The 17324-nt window shown below is 42.1% G+C and carries 18 protein-coding genes; 8 read left to right on the top strand and 10 right to left on the bottom strand.

What is annotated here, in order from left to right:
- Positions 1 to 210 precede the first annotated feature (210 nt).
- The 6 genes from rpoD to MF4640_RS07310 all read left to right on the top strand — a co-directional run bounded on the left by rpoD (position 211) and on the right by MF4640_RS07310 (position 6787).
- Positions 211 to 2097: an RNA polymerase sigma factor RpoD gene (gene rpoD / locus MF4640_RS07335; RefSeq protein ID WP_005400380.1), complete on the top strand. Its 1887-nt coding sequence runs from the start codon at positions 211 to 213 to the stop codon at positions 2095 to 2097.
- Positions 2098 to 2219: 122 nt separating this feature from the next.
- Positions 2220 to 2507: a YbeD family protein gene (locus tag MF4640_RS07330; protein ID WP_010327321.1), complete on the top strand. Its 288-nt coding sequence runs from the start codon at positions 2220 to 2222 to the stop codon at positions 2505 to 2507.
- A 162-nt stretch (positions 2508 to 2669) separates the two neighbouring features.
- The gene (gene lipB, locus MF4640_RS07325) at positions 2670 to 3329 is read left to right on the top strand and encodes a lipoyl(octanoyl) transferase LipB (RefSeq protein ID WP_078389129.1); all 660 of its coding nucleotides are present in this window, start codon (positions 2670 to 2672) and stop codon (positions 3327 to 3329) included.
- Positions 3330 to 3461: 132 nt separating this feature from the next.
- The gene (locus MF4640_RS07320; RefSeq protein WP_373863461.1) at positions 3462 to 3941 is read left to right on the top strand and encodes a hypothetical protein; all 480 of its coding nucleotides are present in this window, start codon (positions 3462 to 3464) and stop codon (positions 3939 to 3941) included.
- Between the two features lies 1 nt (position 3942).
- Complete coding sequence (locus MF4640_RS07315; RefSeq protein WP_078389128.1) at positions 3943 to 5127, top strand: iron-containing alcohol dehydrogenase; 1185 nt, start codon at positions 3943 to 3945, stop codon at positions 5125 to 5127.
- 265 nt (positions 5128 to 5392) lie between these two features.
- Positions 5393 to 6787 carry an APC family permease gene (locus MF4640_RS07310; RefSeq protein WP_004695470.1) on the top strand — a complete coding sequence of 465 codons (1395 nt, stop codon included), beginning with the start codon at positions 5393 to 5395 and terminating at the stop codon, positions 6785 to 6787.
- A gap of 65 nt (positions 6788 to 6852) precedes the next feature.
- On the opposite strand, the gene MF4640_RS07305 is transcribed toward MF4640_RS07310, so the two are convergent.
- Positions 6853 to 7407 (bottom strand): flavodoxin family protein, encoded by a 555-nt coding sequence (locus MF4640_RS07305; RefSeq protein ID WP_078389127.1) that lies wholly within the window; start codon positions 7405 to 7407, stop codon positions 6853 to 6855.
- A 95-nt stretch (positions 7408 to 7502) separates the two neighbouring features.
- Positions 7503 to 8285 (bottom strand): SDR family NAD(P)-dependent oxidoreductase, encoded by a 783-nt coding sequence (locus MF4640_RS07300; RefSeq protein WP_051064962.1) that lies wholly within the window; start codon positions 8283 to 8285, stop codon positions 7503 to 7505.
- 115 nt (positions 8286 to 8400) lie between these two features.
- Between MF4640_RS07300 and MF4640_RS07295 the strand changes: the two genes are divergently transcribed.
- The gene (locus tag MF4640_RS07295; protein ID WP_004982843.1) at positions 8401 to 8787 is read left to right on the top strand and encodes a winged helix-turn-helix transcriptional regulator; all 387 of its coding nucleotides are present in this window, start codon (positions 8401 to 8403) and stop codon (positions 8785 to 8787) included.
- 24 nt (positions 8788 to 8811) lie between these two features.
- Here the strand turns inward: MF4640_RS07295 and MF4640_RS07290 are convergent, their stop codons facing one another.
- From MF4640_RS07290 to rplU, 8 genes are all read right to left on the bottom strand, one after another.
- Positions 8812 to 9291 carry a tRNA (cytidine(34)-2'-O)-methyltransferase gene (locus MF4640_RS07290; RefSeq protein ID WP_004982845.1) on the bottom strand — a complete coding sequence of 160 codons (480 nt, stop codon included), beginning with the start codon at positions 9289 to 9291 and terminating at the stop codon, positions 8812 to 8814.
- A 32-nt stretch (positions 9292 to 9323) separates the two neighbouring features.
- A complete protein-coding gene (cysG, locus tag MF4640_RS07285) occupies positions 9324 to 10700 on the bottom strand; it encodes a siroheme synthase CysG (RefSeq protein WP_078389126.1) in 1377 nt (458 codons plus the stop codon).
- A 76-nt stretch (positions 10701 to 10776) separates the two neighbouring features.
- The gene (gene serS, locus MF4640_RS07280; protein ID WP_004695457.1) at positions 10777 to 12048 is read right to left on the bottom strand and encodes a serine--tRNA ligase; all 1272 of its coding nucleotides are present in this window, start codon (positions 12046 to 12048) and stop codon (positions 10777 to 10779) included.
- Between the two features lie 100 nt (positions 12049 to 12148).
- Positions 12149 to 12961: an RsiV family protein gene (locus tag MF4640_RS07275; RefSeq protein ID WP_202970029.1), complete on the bottom strand. Its 813-nt coding sequence runs from the start codon at positions 12959 to 12961 to the stop codon at positions 12149 to 12151.
- 131 nt (positions 12962 to 13092) lie between these two features.
- The gene (gene lolA, locus MF4640_RS07270) at positions 13093 to 13791 is read right to left on the bottom strand and encodes an outer membrane lipoprotein chaperone LolA (RefSeq protein ID WP_010327331.1); all 699 of its coding nucleotides are present in this window, start codon (positions 13789 to 13791) and stop codon (positions 13093 to 13095) included.
- Positions 13792 to 14011: 220 nt separating this feature from the next.
- Positions 14012 to 14911 carry a YadA-like family protein gene (locus MF4640_RS07265; RefSeq protein ID WP_227518631.1) on the bottom strand — a complete coding sequence of 300 codons (900 nt, stop codon included), beginning with the start codon at positions 14909 to 14911 and terminating at the stop codon, positions 14012 to 14014.
- Positions 14912 to 15277: 366 nt separating this feature from the next.
- The gene (gene rpmA, locus MF4640_RS07260; protein ID WP_004695443.1) at positions 15278 to 15532 is read right to left on the bottom strand and encodes a 50S ribosomal protein L27; all 255 of its coding nucleotides are present in this window, start codon (positions 15530 to 15532) and stop codon (positions 15278 to 15280) included.
- A 19-nt stretch (positions 15533 to 15551) separates the two neighbouring features.
- On the bottom strand, positions 15552 to 15863 hold the full coding sequence (rplU, locus tag MF4640_RS07255) for a 50S ribosomal protein L21 (protein ID WP_004695441.1): 312 nt from the start codon (positions 15861 to 15863) through the stop codon (positions 15552 to 15554).
- A gap of 468 nt (positions 15864 to 16331) precedes the next feature.
- On the opposite strand from rplU, the gene sdsA reads away from it, so the two are divergent.
- Positions 16332 to 17309 carry an All-trans-nonaprenyl-diphosphate synthase gene (gene sdsA / locus MF4640_RS07250; RefSeq protein ID WP_078389125.1) on the top strand — a complete coding sequence of 326 codons (978 nt, stop codon included), beginning with the start codon at positions 16332 to 16334 and terminating at the stop codon, positions 17307 to 17309.
- Positions 17310 to 17324: the final 15 nt, after the last annotated feature.

Below are 17324 nucleotides of genomic sequence, written 5' to 3'. Positions count from 1 at the left end.
TTGAACTTGAGCACGCTAGGGATGAACTTGAAAACAACAAATTCACCCCCATCTAAATCACTGAATTTATATTTTTAATATTTTATCAGGCAGCTTTTGGCTGACTATCCCTGATGGAATACGCAGTTATTTACAAATAAGTTTATGAAGCGAATTGTGCCTAGACGCACAGTTTTCCACTGCCACAGATTCAACGAAGAGTAAGCAAAGATGAGCGATATGACTTCCCCTACTTCACAAGTAGCGGCTCTGATTAGCCGAGGCAAAGAGCAAGGTTACCTAACTTACGCTGAGGTTAACGATCATCTCCCAGACTCGATCACTGAAAGCGAACAGATTGAAGACATTATTCAAATGCTTCAAGACGTCGGTATTCCTGTGCACGAACGTGCACCTGAATCTGATGATGCAATGTTTGAAGGTGGTAATGAAGCTGCCGATGAAGTTGCTGAAGAAGAAGCCGCTGCTGTTCTTGCCTCTGTAGAAAATGAGCCTGGTCGTACCACTGACCCTGTCCGCATGTATATGCGTGAAATGGGTACTGTTGAACTGTTAACGCGCGAAGGCGAAATCAGTATTGCAAAACGTATTGAAGAAGGGATTCGTGACGTTCTTCACTCGATTGCTTACTGGCCAAATGCGGTTGAAGTGGTATTACAAGAATACAAAGATTATGAAGCAGGTGAACGTCGCCTTGCGGACATCCTTTCAGGTTATTTAGACCCTGAAACGGATGAAGCGATTCCAGAAGTTCTTGAAGAAGAGTCTGAAATTGATGAAGAAGATGATTCTTCAACCAAGTCGACCAAAGATGTGAAATTGGATGACGACGAGGAAGAAGAAGAGTCTGAAAGTGATGATGATTCTGAAGGTGAATCTGGCCCAGATCCTGAAATTGCCAAAGCGCGCTTTGACGAACTGACTGCTGCTTGGAAAAACACCCGAACCATCATCGAGAAACATGGTCGTTCAAGCAAAGAAGCAGAAGACGCTTTAGAGTCACTTGCAACTGTGTTTATGATGTTCAAATTTACACCACGTTTATTTGACATTATTTCTGAAATGATTCGTGGTACACATGAACAAATCCGTACCTCTGAACGTGAAGTAATGCGCTATGCAGTACGTCGTGGTCGTATGGATCGTACTCAATTCCGTACCTCTTTCCCAGGTCAAGAGTCAAACTTTGCTTGGTTAGATGAACAAATTGCGAAAGCTTCGCCAGACCAAAAAGGCTATCTTGAAAAAGTACGCCCTGACGTTTTAGCGTTCCAACAAAAAATCGCAGACATAGAAAAAGATTTGGACCTTGATGTTAAAGGCATCAAAGAGATTTCAAAACGTATGGCTGTAGGCGAAGCGAAAGCACGCCGCGCGAAAAAAGAAATGGTTGAAGCGAACTTACGTTTGGTCATTTCGATTGCGAAAAAATACACCAACCGTGGCTTACAATTCTTGGACTTGATCCAAGAAGGTAACATTGGTTTGATGAAAGCGGTAGACAAGTTTGAATACCGTCGTGGTTATAAGTTCTCGACTTATGCAACATGGTGGATTCGTCAGGCCATTACTCGTTCAATTGCCGACCAAGCACGCACCATTCGTATTCCAGTACACATGATCGAAACCATTAACAAGATCAACCGTGTATCACGCCAACTTCTGCAAGAAATGGGCCGTGAACCAACACCTGAAGAACTCGGTGAACGTTTGGAAATGGACGAAGTCAAAGTGCGTAAAGTGCTGAAAATCGCTAAAGAACCAATTTCGATGGAAACACCGATTGGCGATGATGAAGATTCGCATTTGGGTGACTTCATTGAAGACAGCAACATCACTTCACCTGTCGATGCTGCAACGTCTGAAGGCTTAAAAGAAGCAACTCGTGAAGTGCTTGAAAACTTGACTGAACGTGAAGCGAAAGTCTTGAAAATGCGTTTTGGTATCGACATGCCAACGGACCATACTTTGGAAGAAGTAGGTAAACAGTTTGACGTGACGCGCGAACGTATTCGTCAGATTGAAGCGAAAGCACTACGTAAATTACGTCACCCTTCTCGTTCTGAACACTTACGTTCATTCCTAGAAAACGACTAATTGATACCGATACATTGGAGACTTGAAATTTAATCTCGAGTCTCCATTAAGTATTTAAGAGCAACACCTAACGCCTGCAGTTTCGCAGGCGTTTGAAATAAGGGGGACTGACGCTCATGACTATGTTAGACCGTACACCATCACGTGAATTACAAGAACATCTTTGGGTATTCCCTATGGACTACCCGATCAAACTCATTGGCTTTGCCAGCACTGAGTTACATGTTGCAGTGGTTGAGATTTTAGTCAAACATTTCCCTGAGTTTGATGGTGAATCGATCCAAGTCCAGCCATCACGCACAGGTAAATACCATTCTTTAACTGCTCAATTGCGTTTTGAAGAATTAGAACAAGTTCATCAACTGTATGCAGACCTTGCGGCTTGTCCGTTAATTAAAACGGCGCTGTAATTCAAATGATGTATCAATGAGACACGCTTACGAGCGTGTTTTTTTGTGCCTAAATTTTTGATCTATTGAATTCAGCTTATTCACTGAAGAAATCCCCCTACGCTCTAGATCTTTTCTTTATAATTTCAGACATACTTTTTGTTTTATAAGGACGCAAGTGCCGTGTCAGATGCCGTTCTCAAACCACAACTCATTATTCGCCAGTTTGATAATTTAACTTCATATGCTGACCGCTTTGTAGAAATGAAAGCACTGACTGAACAACGAGATGCAGACACACCAGATGAACTTTGGATTTTGCAACATCATGACGTGCTCACCCAAGGTCAAGCTGGAAAACCTGAACATATCCTCATGAGCAGCAACATTCCTGTGGTACAAACGGATCGCGGGGGGCAAGTCACTTGGCATGGTCCCGGTCAGTTGGTTGCCTATTTTATGTTTGACCTCAACCGACTTGGCTGGAACGTCCGCACCTTGGTGTCTTATGCTGAAAATCTGATGATTGAGTTACTCAAAAAATATGAGATTGAAGCCTATGCCAAACCTGATGCACCCGGCGTATATGTCGATGGACGCAAGATTGGCTCATTGGGTTTTAAAATTCGTAAAGGGCGCAGTTATCACGGTTTATCCTTAAATATTGACTGTGACTTATTTGGGTTTCAGACCATTAATCCGTGCGGCTATGCGGGCTTAGAAATGGTACGTATCTCAGACCTCAAATCAGACTACCCGCATTTTGAAAACTTATGTGCTGACATTATTGAAACTTTACAGCACAGCGGTTACTTTAAAGAAGTTCAAGTACAGCATATATAAAGGCTTTGCTTTTCATGGAAAAATAAATTAGAGTATTTACTCTAAACTAATAATTATTTTTAGAAAGGACAACAGCGAGTGATTAACGTAAATTCAGTGAAACCCGCTCTGCAATTGACCTATGTCAAACTTATGATGGATGTGATTGGCCGAGGATTGGTCATGGCCAGCCAAGTCGATAGTGAAATTCAGCAAGAAGTTGCCAAATTTCCAGCCAATTTCACCTTATCGATGAATGTCTTTCCAAACGGCCCGGCTTTTTTAGCCAAAGTGACCGAAGACCATCAACTTGAACTGCTGACACCTGGCAGCCTAAAAGCAGATTTAACGATTACTTTTAAACATTTAAGTCATGCCTTTTTAGTATTTTCATTTCAAGAAAGTACAGCACAAGCATTTGCACATGATCGTATGATCGCAGATGGCGATATTTCCTATGCAATTCGCCTCGTCCGCTGTCTAAATAAAATGGAATCCTTGATTTTGCCAAAAATGGTTGCAGAACTTGCAGTCAAAGAATACCCAACTGAATTGGGCTTAAAAGAAAAACTCACTGGTGCTGCAAATATTTATCTCAAAGTAGCCCAATCATATTTAAAACGGAGTGCATAACATGGCGAAGCCTTATTACGAATTTTTCTGTCCTGTAAAAGTGATCGCTGGTCATGCTGCTTTAGAACACATTCCGTTTGAACTGGCAACATTAGGCGCAACCCGACCTTTAATCATTACCGACAAAGGTGTTCGTGCCAACAATTTACTTGCACCCATTGAAGCGGCTTTTGAGTCTACCGATGCGGTGATTGGTGCAATTTTTGATGATGTTCCACCCGATTCGAGCTTAGAGACGGTGCGTAAAGCGGCCAATTTATATCGTGAACATCAGTGCGATGCAATTATTGCTGTCGGTGGCGGATCGGTGATTGACACCTCGAAAGCCACCAATATTTTGGTATCTGAAGGTGGTGATGACTTACTCAAATACTCTGGGGCACACAACCTACCTAAACCACTCAAACCCTTTTTTGTGATTCCAACCACATCAGGTACAGGTTCTGAAGTTACCATGGTTGCAGTGGTGTCTGATCCAGAGAAAAATGTCAAACTACCTTTCGCATCGTACTATTTAATGCCGCATGCTGCGATTCTCGATCCACGCATGACCCAAACCCTGCCACCGCACTTAACCGCGATGACCGCAATGGATGCCATGACTCATGCCGTCGAAGCCTATACATGCATGGCACACAATCCGATTTCAGATGCCTATGCTACGGCTGCAATTAAGAAAGTCAGCAATCACTTGTTTAATGTGCTGGATAATCCAAGTGATGCCAACAGCCGCTTAGAATTGGCTCAAGCTTCGACCATGGCTGGCATTGCATTTTCAAACTCGATGGTGGGCCTTGTTCACTCACTTGGACATGCCTTAGGTGCCGTAGCACACTTGCCGCATGGACTATGCATGAACCTGTTCCTCCCTTATGTCCTTGAATTTAACAAGGAAGTGAATGGTGACAAGATTGCAGAGCTCCTGTTACCGCTTGCAGGGCCAGACATTTATGCGCAGACTCCTGCCCACTTACGTGCAGACAAAGCCATCAGCACATTACTCACCATGCGTGATCGCTTATTTACCCTAACCAAGTTACCCCGTACCTTGAGTGAAACAGGAAAAGTAACCTTAGAACAACTGGATGAGGTCGCAGAAAAGGCCCTCAACGATGGTTCGATCATTTATAATCCGAAAGAAGCCAGCTTAAAAGATTTAAAAGCAATTTTAGAAAAAGCTTGGTAATTCATAAAAAATCAGCCAATATAGCGACAATCTTAGCCTGATGCTTTTTTAAACATCGGGCTTTTATTTGCCATAAGGAATAATACTTTCCTTATACCTATTGGCATAAAAACTGCTAAAAAATCTGAAAAAGTTACTGACAAAAGCGGCCAAATTAATGTAGATTGGCGCACTTTTGAAATTAAACACAGGGGGGATCGTTCGTCTCAAACGATCCTTATTAAACATGACTGATCCTTGATCAACGATTAAGAGGATAACGCCGTTGACTAATATTTCTGGGACTCAATCGGCAGCTAAACTGCAAAAAACGCTAGGTCTCTGGCACATCATTATTATTGGTTTAGCTTATATTCAACCAATGACATTATTTGATACTTTCGGTTTAGTATCAGAAGAAAGTCATTATCATGTGCCAACGTCATATATCATTGCTTTAATTGCAATTTTATTCACGTCGATCAGTTATGGTCACATGATTCGTCGCTACCCTTCCTCGGGTTCAGCCTATACCTATGCGCAAAAGTCCATCCATCCGAATGTCGGATTTATGGTCGGTTGGTCATCATGGTTAGACTATTTATTGTCTCCAATGGTCAACATCATTCTTGCCGTGATTTACCTTGAAGCCTTATTCCCTGATGTAAACCATTGGGTCTGGGTGGTTGGTTTAACTGCATTTATGACCGCGGTCAACTTACGTGGTGCACGCTTCGTTGCAAACTTTAATGGTTTGATCGTTTTTGTACAGTTAGGTGTGATTGCTTACTTCACGTGGATGGTTTACAGCTTACTTGCTGGTGGCGTCAACGCAGATGGTACTTTGGTCAATGCGAAATATCAGTTATGGAGTTTAGAGCCATTTTGGAATGAGCTTACTTCACTGGGTGCCCTGATTACAGGTGCAACTTTGCTGTGCTTCTCATTCACAGGTTTTGACTCGCTCAGCTCGCTGGCAGAAGAAACAAAAGATACCGAGAAAACACTACCTAAAGCGATTTTCTTAACGGCACTCTTGGCTGGTGTGATCTTTATTATCAGCACCTACTTCATGCAGATTTACTTCCCGAACGATCCAAAGACTTACTTTGAAGATGTTGCTGCAACACAGCCTGACATTTTACAAGCCGTCGGTGGCGTTGCGTTTAAAACGGTGGTGTTGTACTTCGCAATTGTAACTGTTATGGCATCGGGTATTTCGGCACATGCAGGCGTTTCACGCTTAATGTATGTGATGGGCCGCGATGGTGTGATTAACAAGAAGATTTTTGGTCATATTAGTCCGAAAAGCTTCACACCATCTTATAACATCCTAATTGTAGGTGCTGTGGCATTAACAGCTGGTTTCATGGACTTAGACATCGTTATTTCGATGATCAGCTTCGGTGCATTAACTGCATTTACCTTTGTAAACTTATCGGTGATTTCAAGATATGCACTGCGTGATGGCCGCACAAAGAATATTAAAGATATCTTTAGCTTTGTGATAATTCCAATGTGTGGATTCCTCAGTATCTTTGCCATGTGGCTAGAGATTGAAGAAACCGCGTTGAAATTCGGTTTATGGTGGGCAATGTTTGGTATTTTATACTTAGGTTATAAAACCAAAGGCTTTAAGCAACCTGCACCACAACATAATGAATTTGACGATCCGCTCTAATCTTTCATTCAAAAAGAAAAAGACGCCAAGTGCGTCTTTTTCTTTTTTAAACTAGAGCTAAAAAACTAGCCCTTAAATTGTTTAGTCATTTTAGCAATACGCTGTGCATAGGCTTTTGTGGTTTCGAGATCCCCGGCTGGGATTTCATCCGTACTTGCATCCGCTGGTGATTGCACCAACAAGCCTACAGAACCACCCAAATTATTTACATCTTGACGGGTTGCCGCTTTACTATTGGCAGGCAATAAACCCAAGCTTACCCAAATACCGCCATGCTGCGATGCAAGTGTTTGTAGTTGAATTAAGGTCACTTGCTTATCACCATTTAAGCTTGCGCTATTGGTAAAGCCACCGAAAATTTTATCTTGCCATGCGCGAGTAAACCATTTTTTTGAAGATGCATCGGCAAACTTTTTAAATTGCCACGGCGCAGTGCCCATATAAGTTGGTGCACCAAATACAATTGCATCAGATTGATCCAGTGTCAGCCAATCTTGCTCTGGAATGTCTCCATTTGGGTCAATCTCCACCAGATTTGCACCAATTTCTTGCGCAAAAGTTTGTGCAATCACTTTGGTATGACCATAACCTGAATAAAAAACCACTGAAATATTCGACATTTTAGTTTCCTCTTTTGAATTAGTTGATTGGCATCGCTGCGTCAATCATGATGCTGTGCCACGTAAACCATTAAAAATAAACAGTATGAAATATCTTAAACACTTGCCTGATCGGGCTTAAGTTTCAAATAACTTGCAACTTCATCGCTTAGGCCCTGCTTCAACTGCTGGGTCTTTTCACCGACCAAAACTTCATACGCATTTTGCTCGATGCCTTGAAAGATTTCTTGAGCTACTGTTTCTGGCGCAATCTTCGGAATGGGTAATGAACGAGTCAGATCGGTGTCAATAAAACCCACATGCACTCCCATGACCTGAATATTAAATTGAGACAACCACTGACGACTTGAGTTGGTATAGGACCATGCTGCTGCCTTGGAAATGGCATAACTGGTCAAAACAGTGCTTGGCTCCCATGACACATCCGATAGAATGTTGACCACATAAGCCTGTTGGTTCTTTTGCAAGATCGGAGCAAAAATTTGCGTCACTCGCATCAAGCCCAACAAATTGGTTTCCAAAATCTTTTGCGTAGTCGTGATAATACTGGCATCGATAGGATGCTCATTCAAAAGCGCAATGCCCGCATTATTCACAAGAATCGTGGTATCTGCGCACTGTTCTGCTGCCTGCTGAATAGATGCTTCATCATTTACATCGAGTTGAATCGGGGTAAGCCCTTCTTCCTGAAAGTTACCGATCTGGCGCATACCCACATAGATCTTCCTAGCACCCTGACGACGTGCCTCTCGAGCGATGGCAAGTCCTAAACCACGATTTGCACCCGTAATAAAAACAACAGCCTCTGAAACTTTCATCATGTGATCCATCCAATTGCCAATATCTTGCGAAAGCGTAGTCTGATGACAGCGCTGCATTAAGTCTGTATTCATGATACACTTATGAAACCTAGTATCAATTAGTTACCACCTGGTAACTGGTCTGATTGATTGTTTCAAATGAAGATAGAACGTAAAAGGAGCATGGTTAAAAATGAATAAGCCAATGAAATTTAATATTTTTCATCCAGATTGTCCTGCTCGTCTTTTTTTTGAAAAATTTGCAGACAAGTGGATTTTATTGATTGTGTATACGCTGGATCAAGAGTCGCAACATTTTAATGAGCTCAAGAAAAATGTTTTAGGTATTTCCCCTAAAGTGCTGTCACAAAAATTAAAGATCTTAGAGCGCGATGGTTTTTTGACGCGAACCATTCATGAAGACAATGTGATTCGCGTGGAATATGCGTTAACCGAGATTGGCAAAGACTTTGCTCAAAATACCTATCAAATGAAAGATTGGGTCGAAGCCAATATGCTTAAAGTTTTAAAATCCAGAGCTGGATTCGATCAAAAGCTAGAAAAAACAGAGCCCGCTTAAGCGGGCTCTGTTACAGCAATTTGATTAGGCTAAAGGCTTAAAACCCTGCTGACGCCATGCTTCATACACAATCACGGCGGTCGCATTGGATAAATTCAAACTGCGCGAGTTTTCAGCCATAGGTAGACGAATCCAATGCTCTTTTGGAAACAACATACGAATCTGCTCAGGCAGACCACGCGTCTCAGGTCCCATGAGTAAAGCCACGGGGCGATTCAAATCCGAAGTATGCGGCGTTTCCGTTCCTTTGGTGGTTAGAGGATAAATCGCGTTTATATCGACACCTTTTAGGGCTAAATTTGCTAAACACTCATCGAATGTTTCCCAAATTTGCATGCGCGCCCACTCGTGGTAGTCCAAACCTGCACGTTTAAGTTTTTTATCATCCAGTTCAAAGCCGAGAGGCTTAACCAAATGCAGCTGCGCTCCAGTATTGGCACATAAACGAATGATATTGCCTGTGTTTGCAGGAATTTCGGGCTCGTATAAAACAACATGGATCACAGCTTTTCTCTACTCTTTCAATATGGCAAAAGTTAATCTTGCCACTGTAATTGTTCACGCAAGCTTACTACATCACCAATAATGGTCAATGTAGGCGCTTGAATATGATTTTTTTCAACTTTTGATGCAATATCCGCTAAGGTTCCGACCAGCACTTTTTGTTCTGGCGTGGTACCTTTCGAGATCAAAGCAACGGGCATGTCTGGGCGCTGCCCATGCTCAATTAACTTTTCACAAATTTTTTCTAAACCAACCAAGCCCATGTACAGCACAAGTGTTTGATTTTGATAAACCAACTCATCCCACGGTAACTCAGGCGAACCTTCTTTTAAATGCCCCGTAAGGAAACGCACGCTTTGTGCATAATCGCGATGTGTCAACGGAATGCCTGCATAAGCCGAACACCCTGAAGCGGCAGTAATCCCTGGCACCACTTGAAATGGTACACCCGCGGCAAAAAGTTCTTGAATTTCTTCACCACCACGACCAAAGATGAAAGGATCGCCGCCTTTTAAACGGCAAACACGTTGACCTTTTGAGGCATATTCCACTAGTAAGGCATTGATGCCTTCTTGCGGTACAGCATGGTTAGAACGGGCTTTACCCACATAAATTTTTGTTGCATCGCGACGGCAGAGTTCCATAATCGCAGGAGAAACCAAACGATCATAAATCACCACATCGGCTTGTTGCATCAAACGCAATGCTTTGAGGGTCAGCAACTCAGGATCACCTGGACCTGCACCAACCAAATATACCTCACCTTTCGGCGTTTTCCACTCCAACAGAGCTTGCTCGATTAAACGATCTGCTTCTGTAAGATTGTCATGAAAAACCTGTTCTTTCAGGGGACTTGCATATAAGTCTTCCCAAAAAACACGGCGCTCGTCAGGATTGGAAATCTTCGCTTTCACCGCTGCACGCCATTTTCCTGAAAACTCAGCCAGCTTACCCATGCCATGTGGAATACTGGTTTCAAGCTGGGTACGAATTTGGCGAGATAACACGGGAGATGTCCCATTGCTGGCAACTGAAATCACCAAAGGCGAACGGTCGACAATGGCAGGAACCATAAAGCGGCAATGCGGTGGATCATCCACACTGTTGACCAGTATTTTCAGCGCTTCACAGTCCTCAAAGACTTGAGTATTCACCGCATAATCATCTGTTGCAGCAATCACTAAACGATAGTCATTGAGTTGAATCTGCGCAGGATATAACGCTTGGATATATTGCCCTTGGCTTTCTTCAACCAGTTGCAATAAATTTGCATCAATATCAGGAGCAATGATATGAATCACCGCTCCTGCTTTATGTAACAACACTGCCTTACGGTAAGCAATATGCCCACCACCGACAATCAGACAAGGTTGCTGTTGCAACTTTAAAGAGATTGGAAAAATATCCACACACGACCTCAATGAGTTTTATCTGACTGTCTTAAAGCAATTATTGTGCACAAAACTGTGCAGTACATCGACTTTATTAGTCAATGTACTCAGCGCCGCCCATATAAGGACGAAGCACGGTCGGAATTTCAATCGAACCATCAGCACGTTGGTAGTTTTCCATGACCGCAAGTAAAGTACGGCCCACAGCCAAACCTGAACCATTCAGCGTATGTACAAATTCAGTTTTCTTTTGGTCTGCACGGTAGCGTGCTTTCATACGACGCGCTTGGAAGTCACCCATGTTTGAACATGAAGAAATTTCGCGGTACGTATTTTGACTTGGTACCCAAACTTCAAGGTCGTAAGTTTTAGTTGCACCAAAGCCCATATCACCACCACAAAGAATGATCTTACGGTACGGTAAACCAAGTGCTTTCAAGATCCCTTCAGCATGACCTGTAAGCTCTTCAAGCGCTTGCATTGAGTCTTCTGGTTTAACAATTTGCACCATTTCAACTTTGTCGAATTGGTGTTGACGAATCAAGCCACGCGTATCACGACCATATGAACCTGCTTCACTACGGAAACATGGCGTATGCGCTGCATATTTTAATGGTAAACGGTCTGCATCAATAATTTCATCACGCACGAAGTTGGTTACAGGAACTTCCGCAGTTGGAATGAGGTAATACTCTTTTTCACCTTGTAATTTGAATAAATCTTCTTCAAATTTAGGCAATTGGCCTGTACCACGGAGTGAGTCAGCATTAACTAAATACGGCACGTAAGCTTCGGTATAACCATTTTCCAAAGTATGCGTATTCAACATGAACTGGGTAATCGCACGTTGTAGACGGGCAAGTGGCCCTTTGAGCACACTGAAACGAGAACCTGTCAATTTGGTCGCAGTTTCAAACTCAAGACCGCCCATCCACTCACCTAAGTCAGTATGATCTTTAATTTCGAAGTCAAACGTACGCGGCGTACCCCATGTGAGGATTTCCACGTTATCGCTTTCGTCTTTTCCTTCAGGAACAGACTCATCTGGCAAGTTTGGAATGCTGAGTGATTTTGCTTCAAGTTCAGCTTGTAATTCAGACAAAGCGACTTCCGCGGCTTTGATTTCATCACCAATCGCTGACATGCGCGTCATAATTTCAGATGCATCACCACCAGCTTTTTTAATTTGGCCAACTTGTTTTGCACCCGAATTACGTTCAGCCTGAAGAGATTCAGTTTTGGATTGAATCTCTTTACGGCGAGCTTCTAGTGATGCCCATTCTTCAACATTCAGTTGTACACCACGTTTTGCTAAGGCTAAATTTACAGCCTCAATATTATTTCTGAGTAATTTCGGGTCGATCATAGCCAATCTTTTGCAAAGAAAAAAACTGGCTATAGTGTAAGCGCTTCAAGCCGAAAAATACAGTCACGCGATCACTAGCTGTGGCTTATTACAGCAATTTTCATGGCTTTTCTTTGCTCGCTTTTTCTCGTTCAGCTGCATAATCGACAAAACTCGGCAAATATTCCGCCTTAATTAAGCCGTTGGCTTGTTGATACGGTAAAACCAATTCAGACATCCCTTCTGCATAAGACGCTAATTCGTATAAGGGATAGACAAACACCACACCTTTGGCACTCATATAATAATTATCGGTCAGCTTCAATTGCTCGCGTGAAATATTATGATCGGACAGCCACATGCTATTGGCACTATACAATGCATCTAATAATTGAGACTCTGTCTTGTCCACCACAATGTCATTCAGCGCAACCCGTTTTTTCGTTGCCAAATCTAAGGTGATGTATTCGTTGTGATACATGCCATGTGCGGCACGCGCTGGGTAGTGATAAGACATCAAAACAAAATCAGCATATTTTCCACGCTGCGCCACATAACGGACATCAGACAAAGTTTCACTGAGCATGTTTTCTTCGATTTGTGGCTTTGCTTGCTTTGAGCTTTCAAACGCCACAGGATTGGCTTTTTTCATCCGCTCATCAAAATATTGATTGATCCATGGGACATTGGTGTCCAAGCTGTACAACTGGTATTTGGTGCACCCTTCTTCATCACAAGCAATAGAACGCGCCAATTGTAATGGTCGAACTTTCGCCTCAATCAGTGGCAAGGTCTTTACGACTTGAGCTGGTTTAGCTGTCTCTTCATTTTTTGCAGCGTTACTGTCATTTTGTGGCTGGCATGCGCTGAGCAATCCAACGCACAACATCATTGCGAAGACAGATCCAATTTTATTGTTATGAAGTAATATCATGATTTACCCACAGTTAAGTATTCAATAGCACAGACTATACAAAGCACAGCCATAACTTCCCACCACGTTATGTAACTGAACTTGATCTAATAAAAAACCACCCGAAGGTAGTTTTAAACAACAGACTCATTTTATTGGTCAATAATGTCTGTGCCTTTAGGCGGAGTAAAATTAAAGGTTGAAGCTGGAATATTGGTATTTACCTTGGTGTTATTAAAACGTACATAGGTTGTTTGTCCCAAAGAATCCTCTAAGATCATTAGCGTTGGTGCATTTTTCGCACCAAAACTAATCGTTAAGCTTTGAAATGCACCATCATCGCTTTTTGGGTACAAGGTATAATAGGTTTTGCTCTGATTTGGTTGCGTAATACGGTATGACTTACGAATCTGTTCCGTATTCCCCGACAATAATAGTGCAGGTGTATTCGCCACCTGTTCATCTAAAGTTTGACGAACCGCTTGCTGTAAGTCTGGATCATAAATCCATACCGTTTTACCCGAAGTTACAATAGTTTGTTTCGCAGGGCTTGTGGTTTCCCAATAGAATTTCCCTGGACGCTCAACTTTCATCACCCCTTTAAAGGTCTGATTCATGTGCTGGGCAGATAAACCTTGTTTCTTCGGTGCTTTAGATGAATTTGTGACTTTGGTGGTTTGCTCAAAGTTAGAACTGATACTTTGAATACCACTCAACTGTTTCACTAAACTCGTCGTCGCTTGTTGCTCCGATGCTGCAACCGGAGCTGCAAATACTGTACTGCTCATAACAGGGCCAAGTGTTACTACACCTACTGTCATTGCACATAAAGTCTTACGAAGCATTTTCATAATCTCACCTTTTATAATTTGCGCAGTCGCAATTTGTTAGATGAGCTATCTTAAATCAAATTTTATGGCTAATAATTGAGAATATAAGAAGATTTGTATATTTATTGGTGCTTAATGTTGTGAAATATCCATCATGATGAAGATCAGATGTGCTCTTTACATATAGAAAAGCCTCTGAATGTGCAGAGGCTTTTCTAACTGAGGTTAAGAATTATCACTGTCATTTCCATTGCCAACCAATTGCTGCACCTGCACCGAAATCACCTTCACTATTGGTTGTCACAGCTACTTTGTATACATATTTGTTACTTTCAGTCACACCGCTGAGACCAAAAGCATAACCTTGCTCACCTTCCCATGTACCCACGCCGGCACTAAACATATTGTAGCCAGCATCTGTCAGTTGCGGTAAAGATGCTATTGTGATACTTGATGCTACTGCTGCATAGGTTCGATCTTCAAGTTTTCGCATGTCTCTGTTCAAGGCATTTACACGGCTATCGGTATAAGCATTTGCTTGGTTGAGAGTTTGTTGCCCAACTTGGTTCACATAAGTTTTTGCTTCATTCAGGATGTAGGTGTCAGCAGCATCCATCACTTCTTTAGAAATACCATTAGTACCGTTTGTACCTTTAAGGCTGGCCAACCATTGAGTAATGCTACCCTCAAAGCCATTACCAACTGCAACATCATAAGCACTAAAACCTGTTGCACCTGTCATCCCTGTATTACCCATATCGCCTTTTAAGCTCGCGAGCCATTCAGTAATGGTACCGTCAAAACCATTAACCTGCGCAACTTGATAAGCATTATATCCTGTCGCTCCAGTTGCACCTGTTGCTCCAGTATCTCCTTTCACACCATCAAGTCCGTTGGTTCCGTTAATGCCATCCACACCATTTGTTCCTTGCAAACTCTCTAACCATGCCTCCTCTGTATCTATAAAACCGTTGTTCACAGCTACCTGATAAGCACTATCACCATCAGCCCCTGCAGGTCCTGCGGGTCCTGGTATTCCACTTCCGGGACAACTACCTGTGTCTTGATTAGAATTACACGAACTTGCAAAAACATTTGTATTCGCTGTCATTAAAATCGCACTTAAAACAAGCACGTTCATAGCAAACCTTTGTAGACAATGGTTTGGCTTATTTGTAGACAATGGTTTGGCTTAAGTGTTTGTAGATTCATTGCAGCAGAAACTGCAGTACTAATATGAGTATGTTATTGTTTTAAGTTCTGACCAGAGACTTTCGTTATCTGGCTGTCTGGATTGCCCAAGACATTTGTATCTATTTTGTTCATATCTGTCTGCCTTTCTTTTAGTTTTGTTTTTTTATTACACTCCTATTTTTTGTGATGCACATCACTATTTATTGTTATTTAGTGCTTTATCTCAAAATACAAAAACACAAGAAAAATAAGCTAACCATATGAATAGACGAAAAAAAACCCACAAAACTGTGGGTTTTTTTACTATTAAAACTTACGCTTCAACAGTTACGTAGCGACGGCCAAACTGACCTTTCACTTCGAATTTTACTACGCCGTCAGCGGTTGCAAACAAAGTATGGTCACGGCCCATACCAACGTTTTGACCTGCGTGGAATTCTGTACCACGTTGACGAACGATGATGTTACCAGCAGTCACAGATTGACCACCGTAAATTTTAACACCAAGCATTTTAGGGTTCGAATCACGACCGTTCTTAGTCGAACCACCGGCTTTTTTAGTTGCCATGTCTCATTACTCCTCGTGATTAGCCTGAAATAGCTGTAATTTTCAACTCAGTGAACCATTGACGGTGACCTTGTTGTTTACGGTAGTGTTTACGACGACGCATTTTTACAATACGGATTTTGTCGTGACGACCATGGCTAACTACTTCAGCAGTTACAGTAGCACCAGCAACAACTGGAGCACCGATTTGAATGCTGTCGCCATTTACTAGCATTAATACGTCATCAAACGTAATAGTTGCGCCAGTTTCAGCTTTCAACAATTCAACTTTAAGGGTTTCACCCTCTACAACACGGTGCTGTTTACCACCGCTTTGGATTACTGCGTACATAATGTACTCCAAACATGCCCGTGTCGTCGTGCCGATAAAGGAAGATATCGATCTTAATACGAACGCCACTGGGGTTAATCAAGGGCAAGGATTTTAAGTGATATTGACTCAAACAACAAGAGATTTGCCGAACTTATTAGACTAAATTAACGATTATTTAATAATCGAGAAAAACTCAATCAACAAATTACAGTTCAACTCTTGCTTGACTTTGCTTACAATGAAATAGATTTTTAAAATCAATCCGCTATAGTATGGATGAATTGATTTTTTAAAATGTAAATAAGCCTACAAATGCAGTACGCTTATACATTGGGGAAATAAGGAACTGTCTTTCGTAAAATATAACCTCGCACACTAGCGAGTCTTATTTATGATTGAAATGAATCATTTAGACAGGTATCCCTATTTACACAATACTGGTAATGCTGATTTTTATCACTTTATATAGATGAGGCCGCTCTTCAAATGACCATCGACTTTAAGCAAGATATTCTCGCCCCTGTAGCTCAAGACTTTGCCACGATGGACACATTTATTAATGAAGGCATTACCTCTAAAGTGGCATTAGTCATGGCGGTGAGTAAACATGTGGTTGAAGCAGGTGGTAAACGCATGCGTCCCATTATGTGTTTATTGGCTGCTAAAGCCTGTGGTGCAGAAGATTTGGAGCGCCAGCGCAAACTTGCTGCCATCATTGAAATGCTGCATACCGCAACCTTAGTCCATGATGATGTGGTCGATGAATCTGGCTTACGACGTGGTCGCCCAACGGCCAACGCGACTTGGAACAATCAGACCGCTGTACTGGTGGGTGACTTTCTGATTTCACGTGCTTTTGACCTGTTGGTCGATCTTGGCGATATGACCTTACTCAAAGATTTTTCTACAGGGACTTGTGAAATTGCCGAAGGTGAAGTGCTACAACTTCAAGCACAGCACCAACCTGAAACCACAGAACAAACTTATTTAGATATTATTCACGGTAAAACGTCACGTTTATTTGAACTGGCAACTGAAGGGGCTGCCATTCTTTCAGGCACACCGCAGTACCGTGAACCACTACGTTTATTTGCAGGCCACTTTGGCAATGCCTTTCAAATCATTGATGATATTTTGGATTACACCTCAGATGCTGAAACATTAGGTAAAAATATTGGCGATGATTTAATGGAAGGCAAACCGACTTTGCCGTTAATCTCAGCATTGAAAAATACAACGGGTGAAGAACATGACATTGTTCGTCGAAGTATTGCGACAGGTGGAACAACAGATCTTGATCAAGTCATTGCTATCGTAAACAGTTCTGGCGCACTAGATTACTGTCGACAACGGGCGCATGAAGAAACCGAAGCCGCACTTCAAGCATTACAGGCTTTACCTGACAGCCAATATCGTCAAGCACTGGTCAATCTAACCCAACTGGCTTTACATCGAATTCAATAACAAATGATGCTTTAA

The sequence above is a fragment of the Acinetobacter sp. MF4640 genome (assembly GCF_002018895.1).
Taxonomy (GTDB): domain Bacteria; phylum Pseudomonadota; class Gammaproteobacteria; order Pseudomonadales; family Moraxellaceae; genus Acinetobacter; species Acinetobacter johnsonii.
The sequence above is the reverse complement of the archived record's forward strand: the minus strand, read 5'-3'. Positions and strand labels throughout refer to the sequence as shown.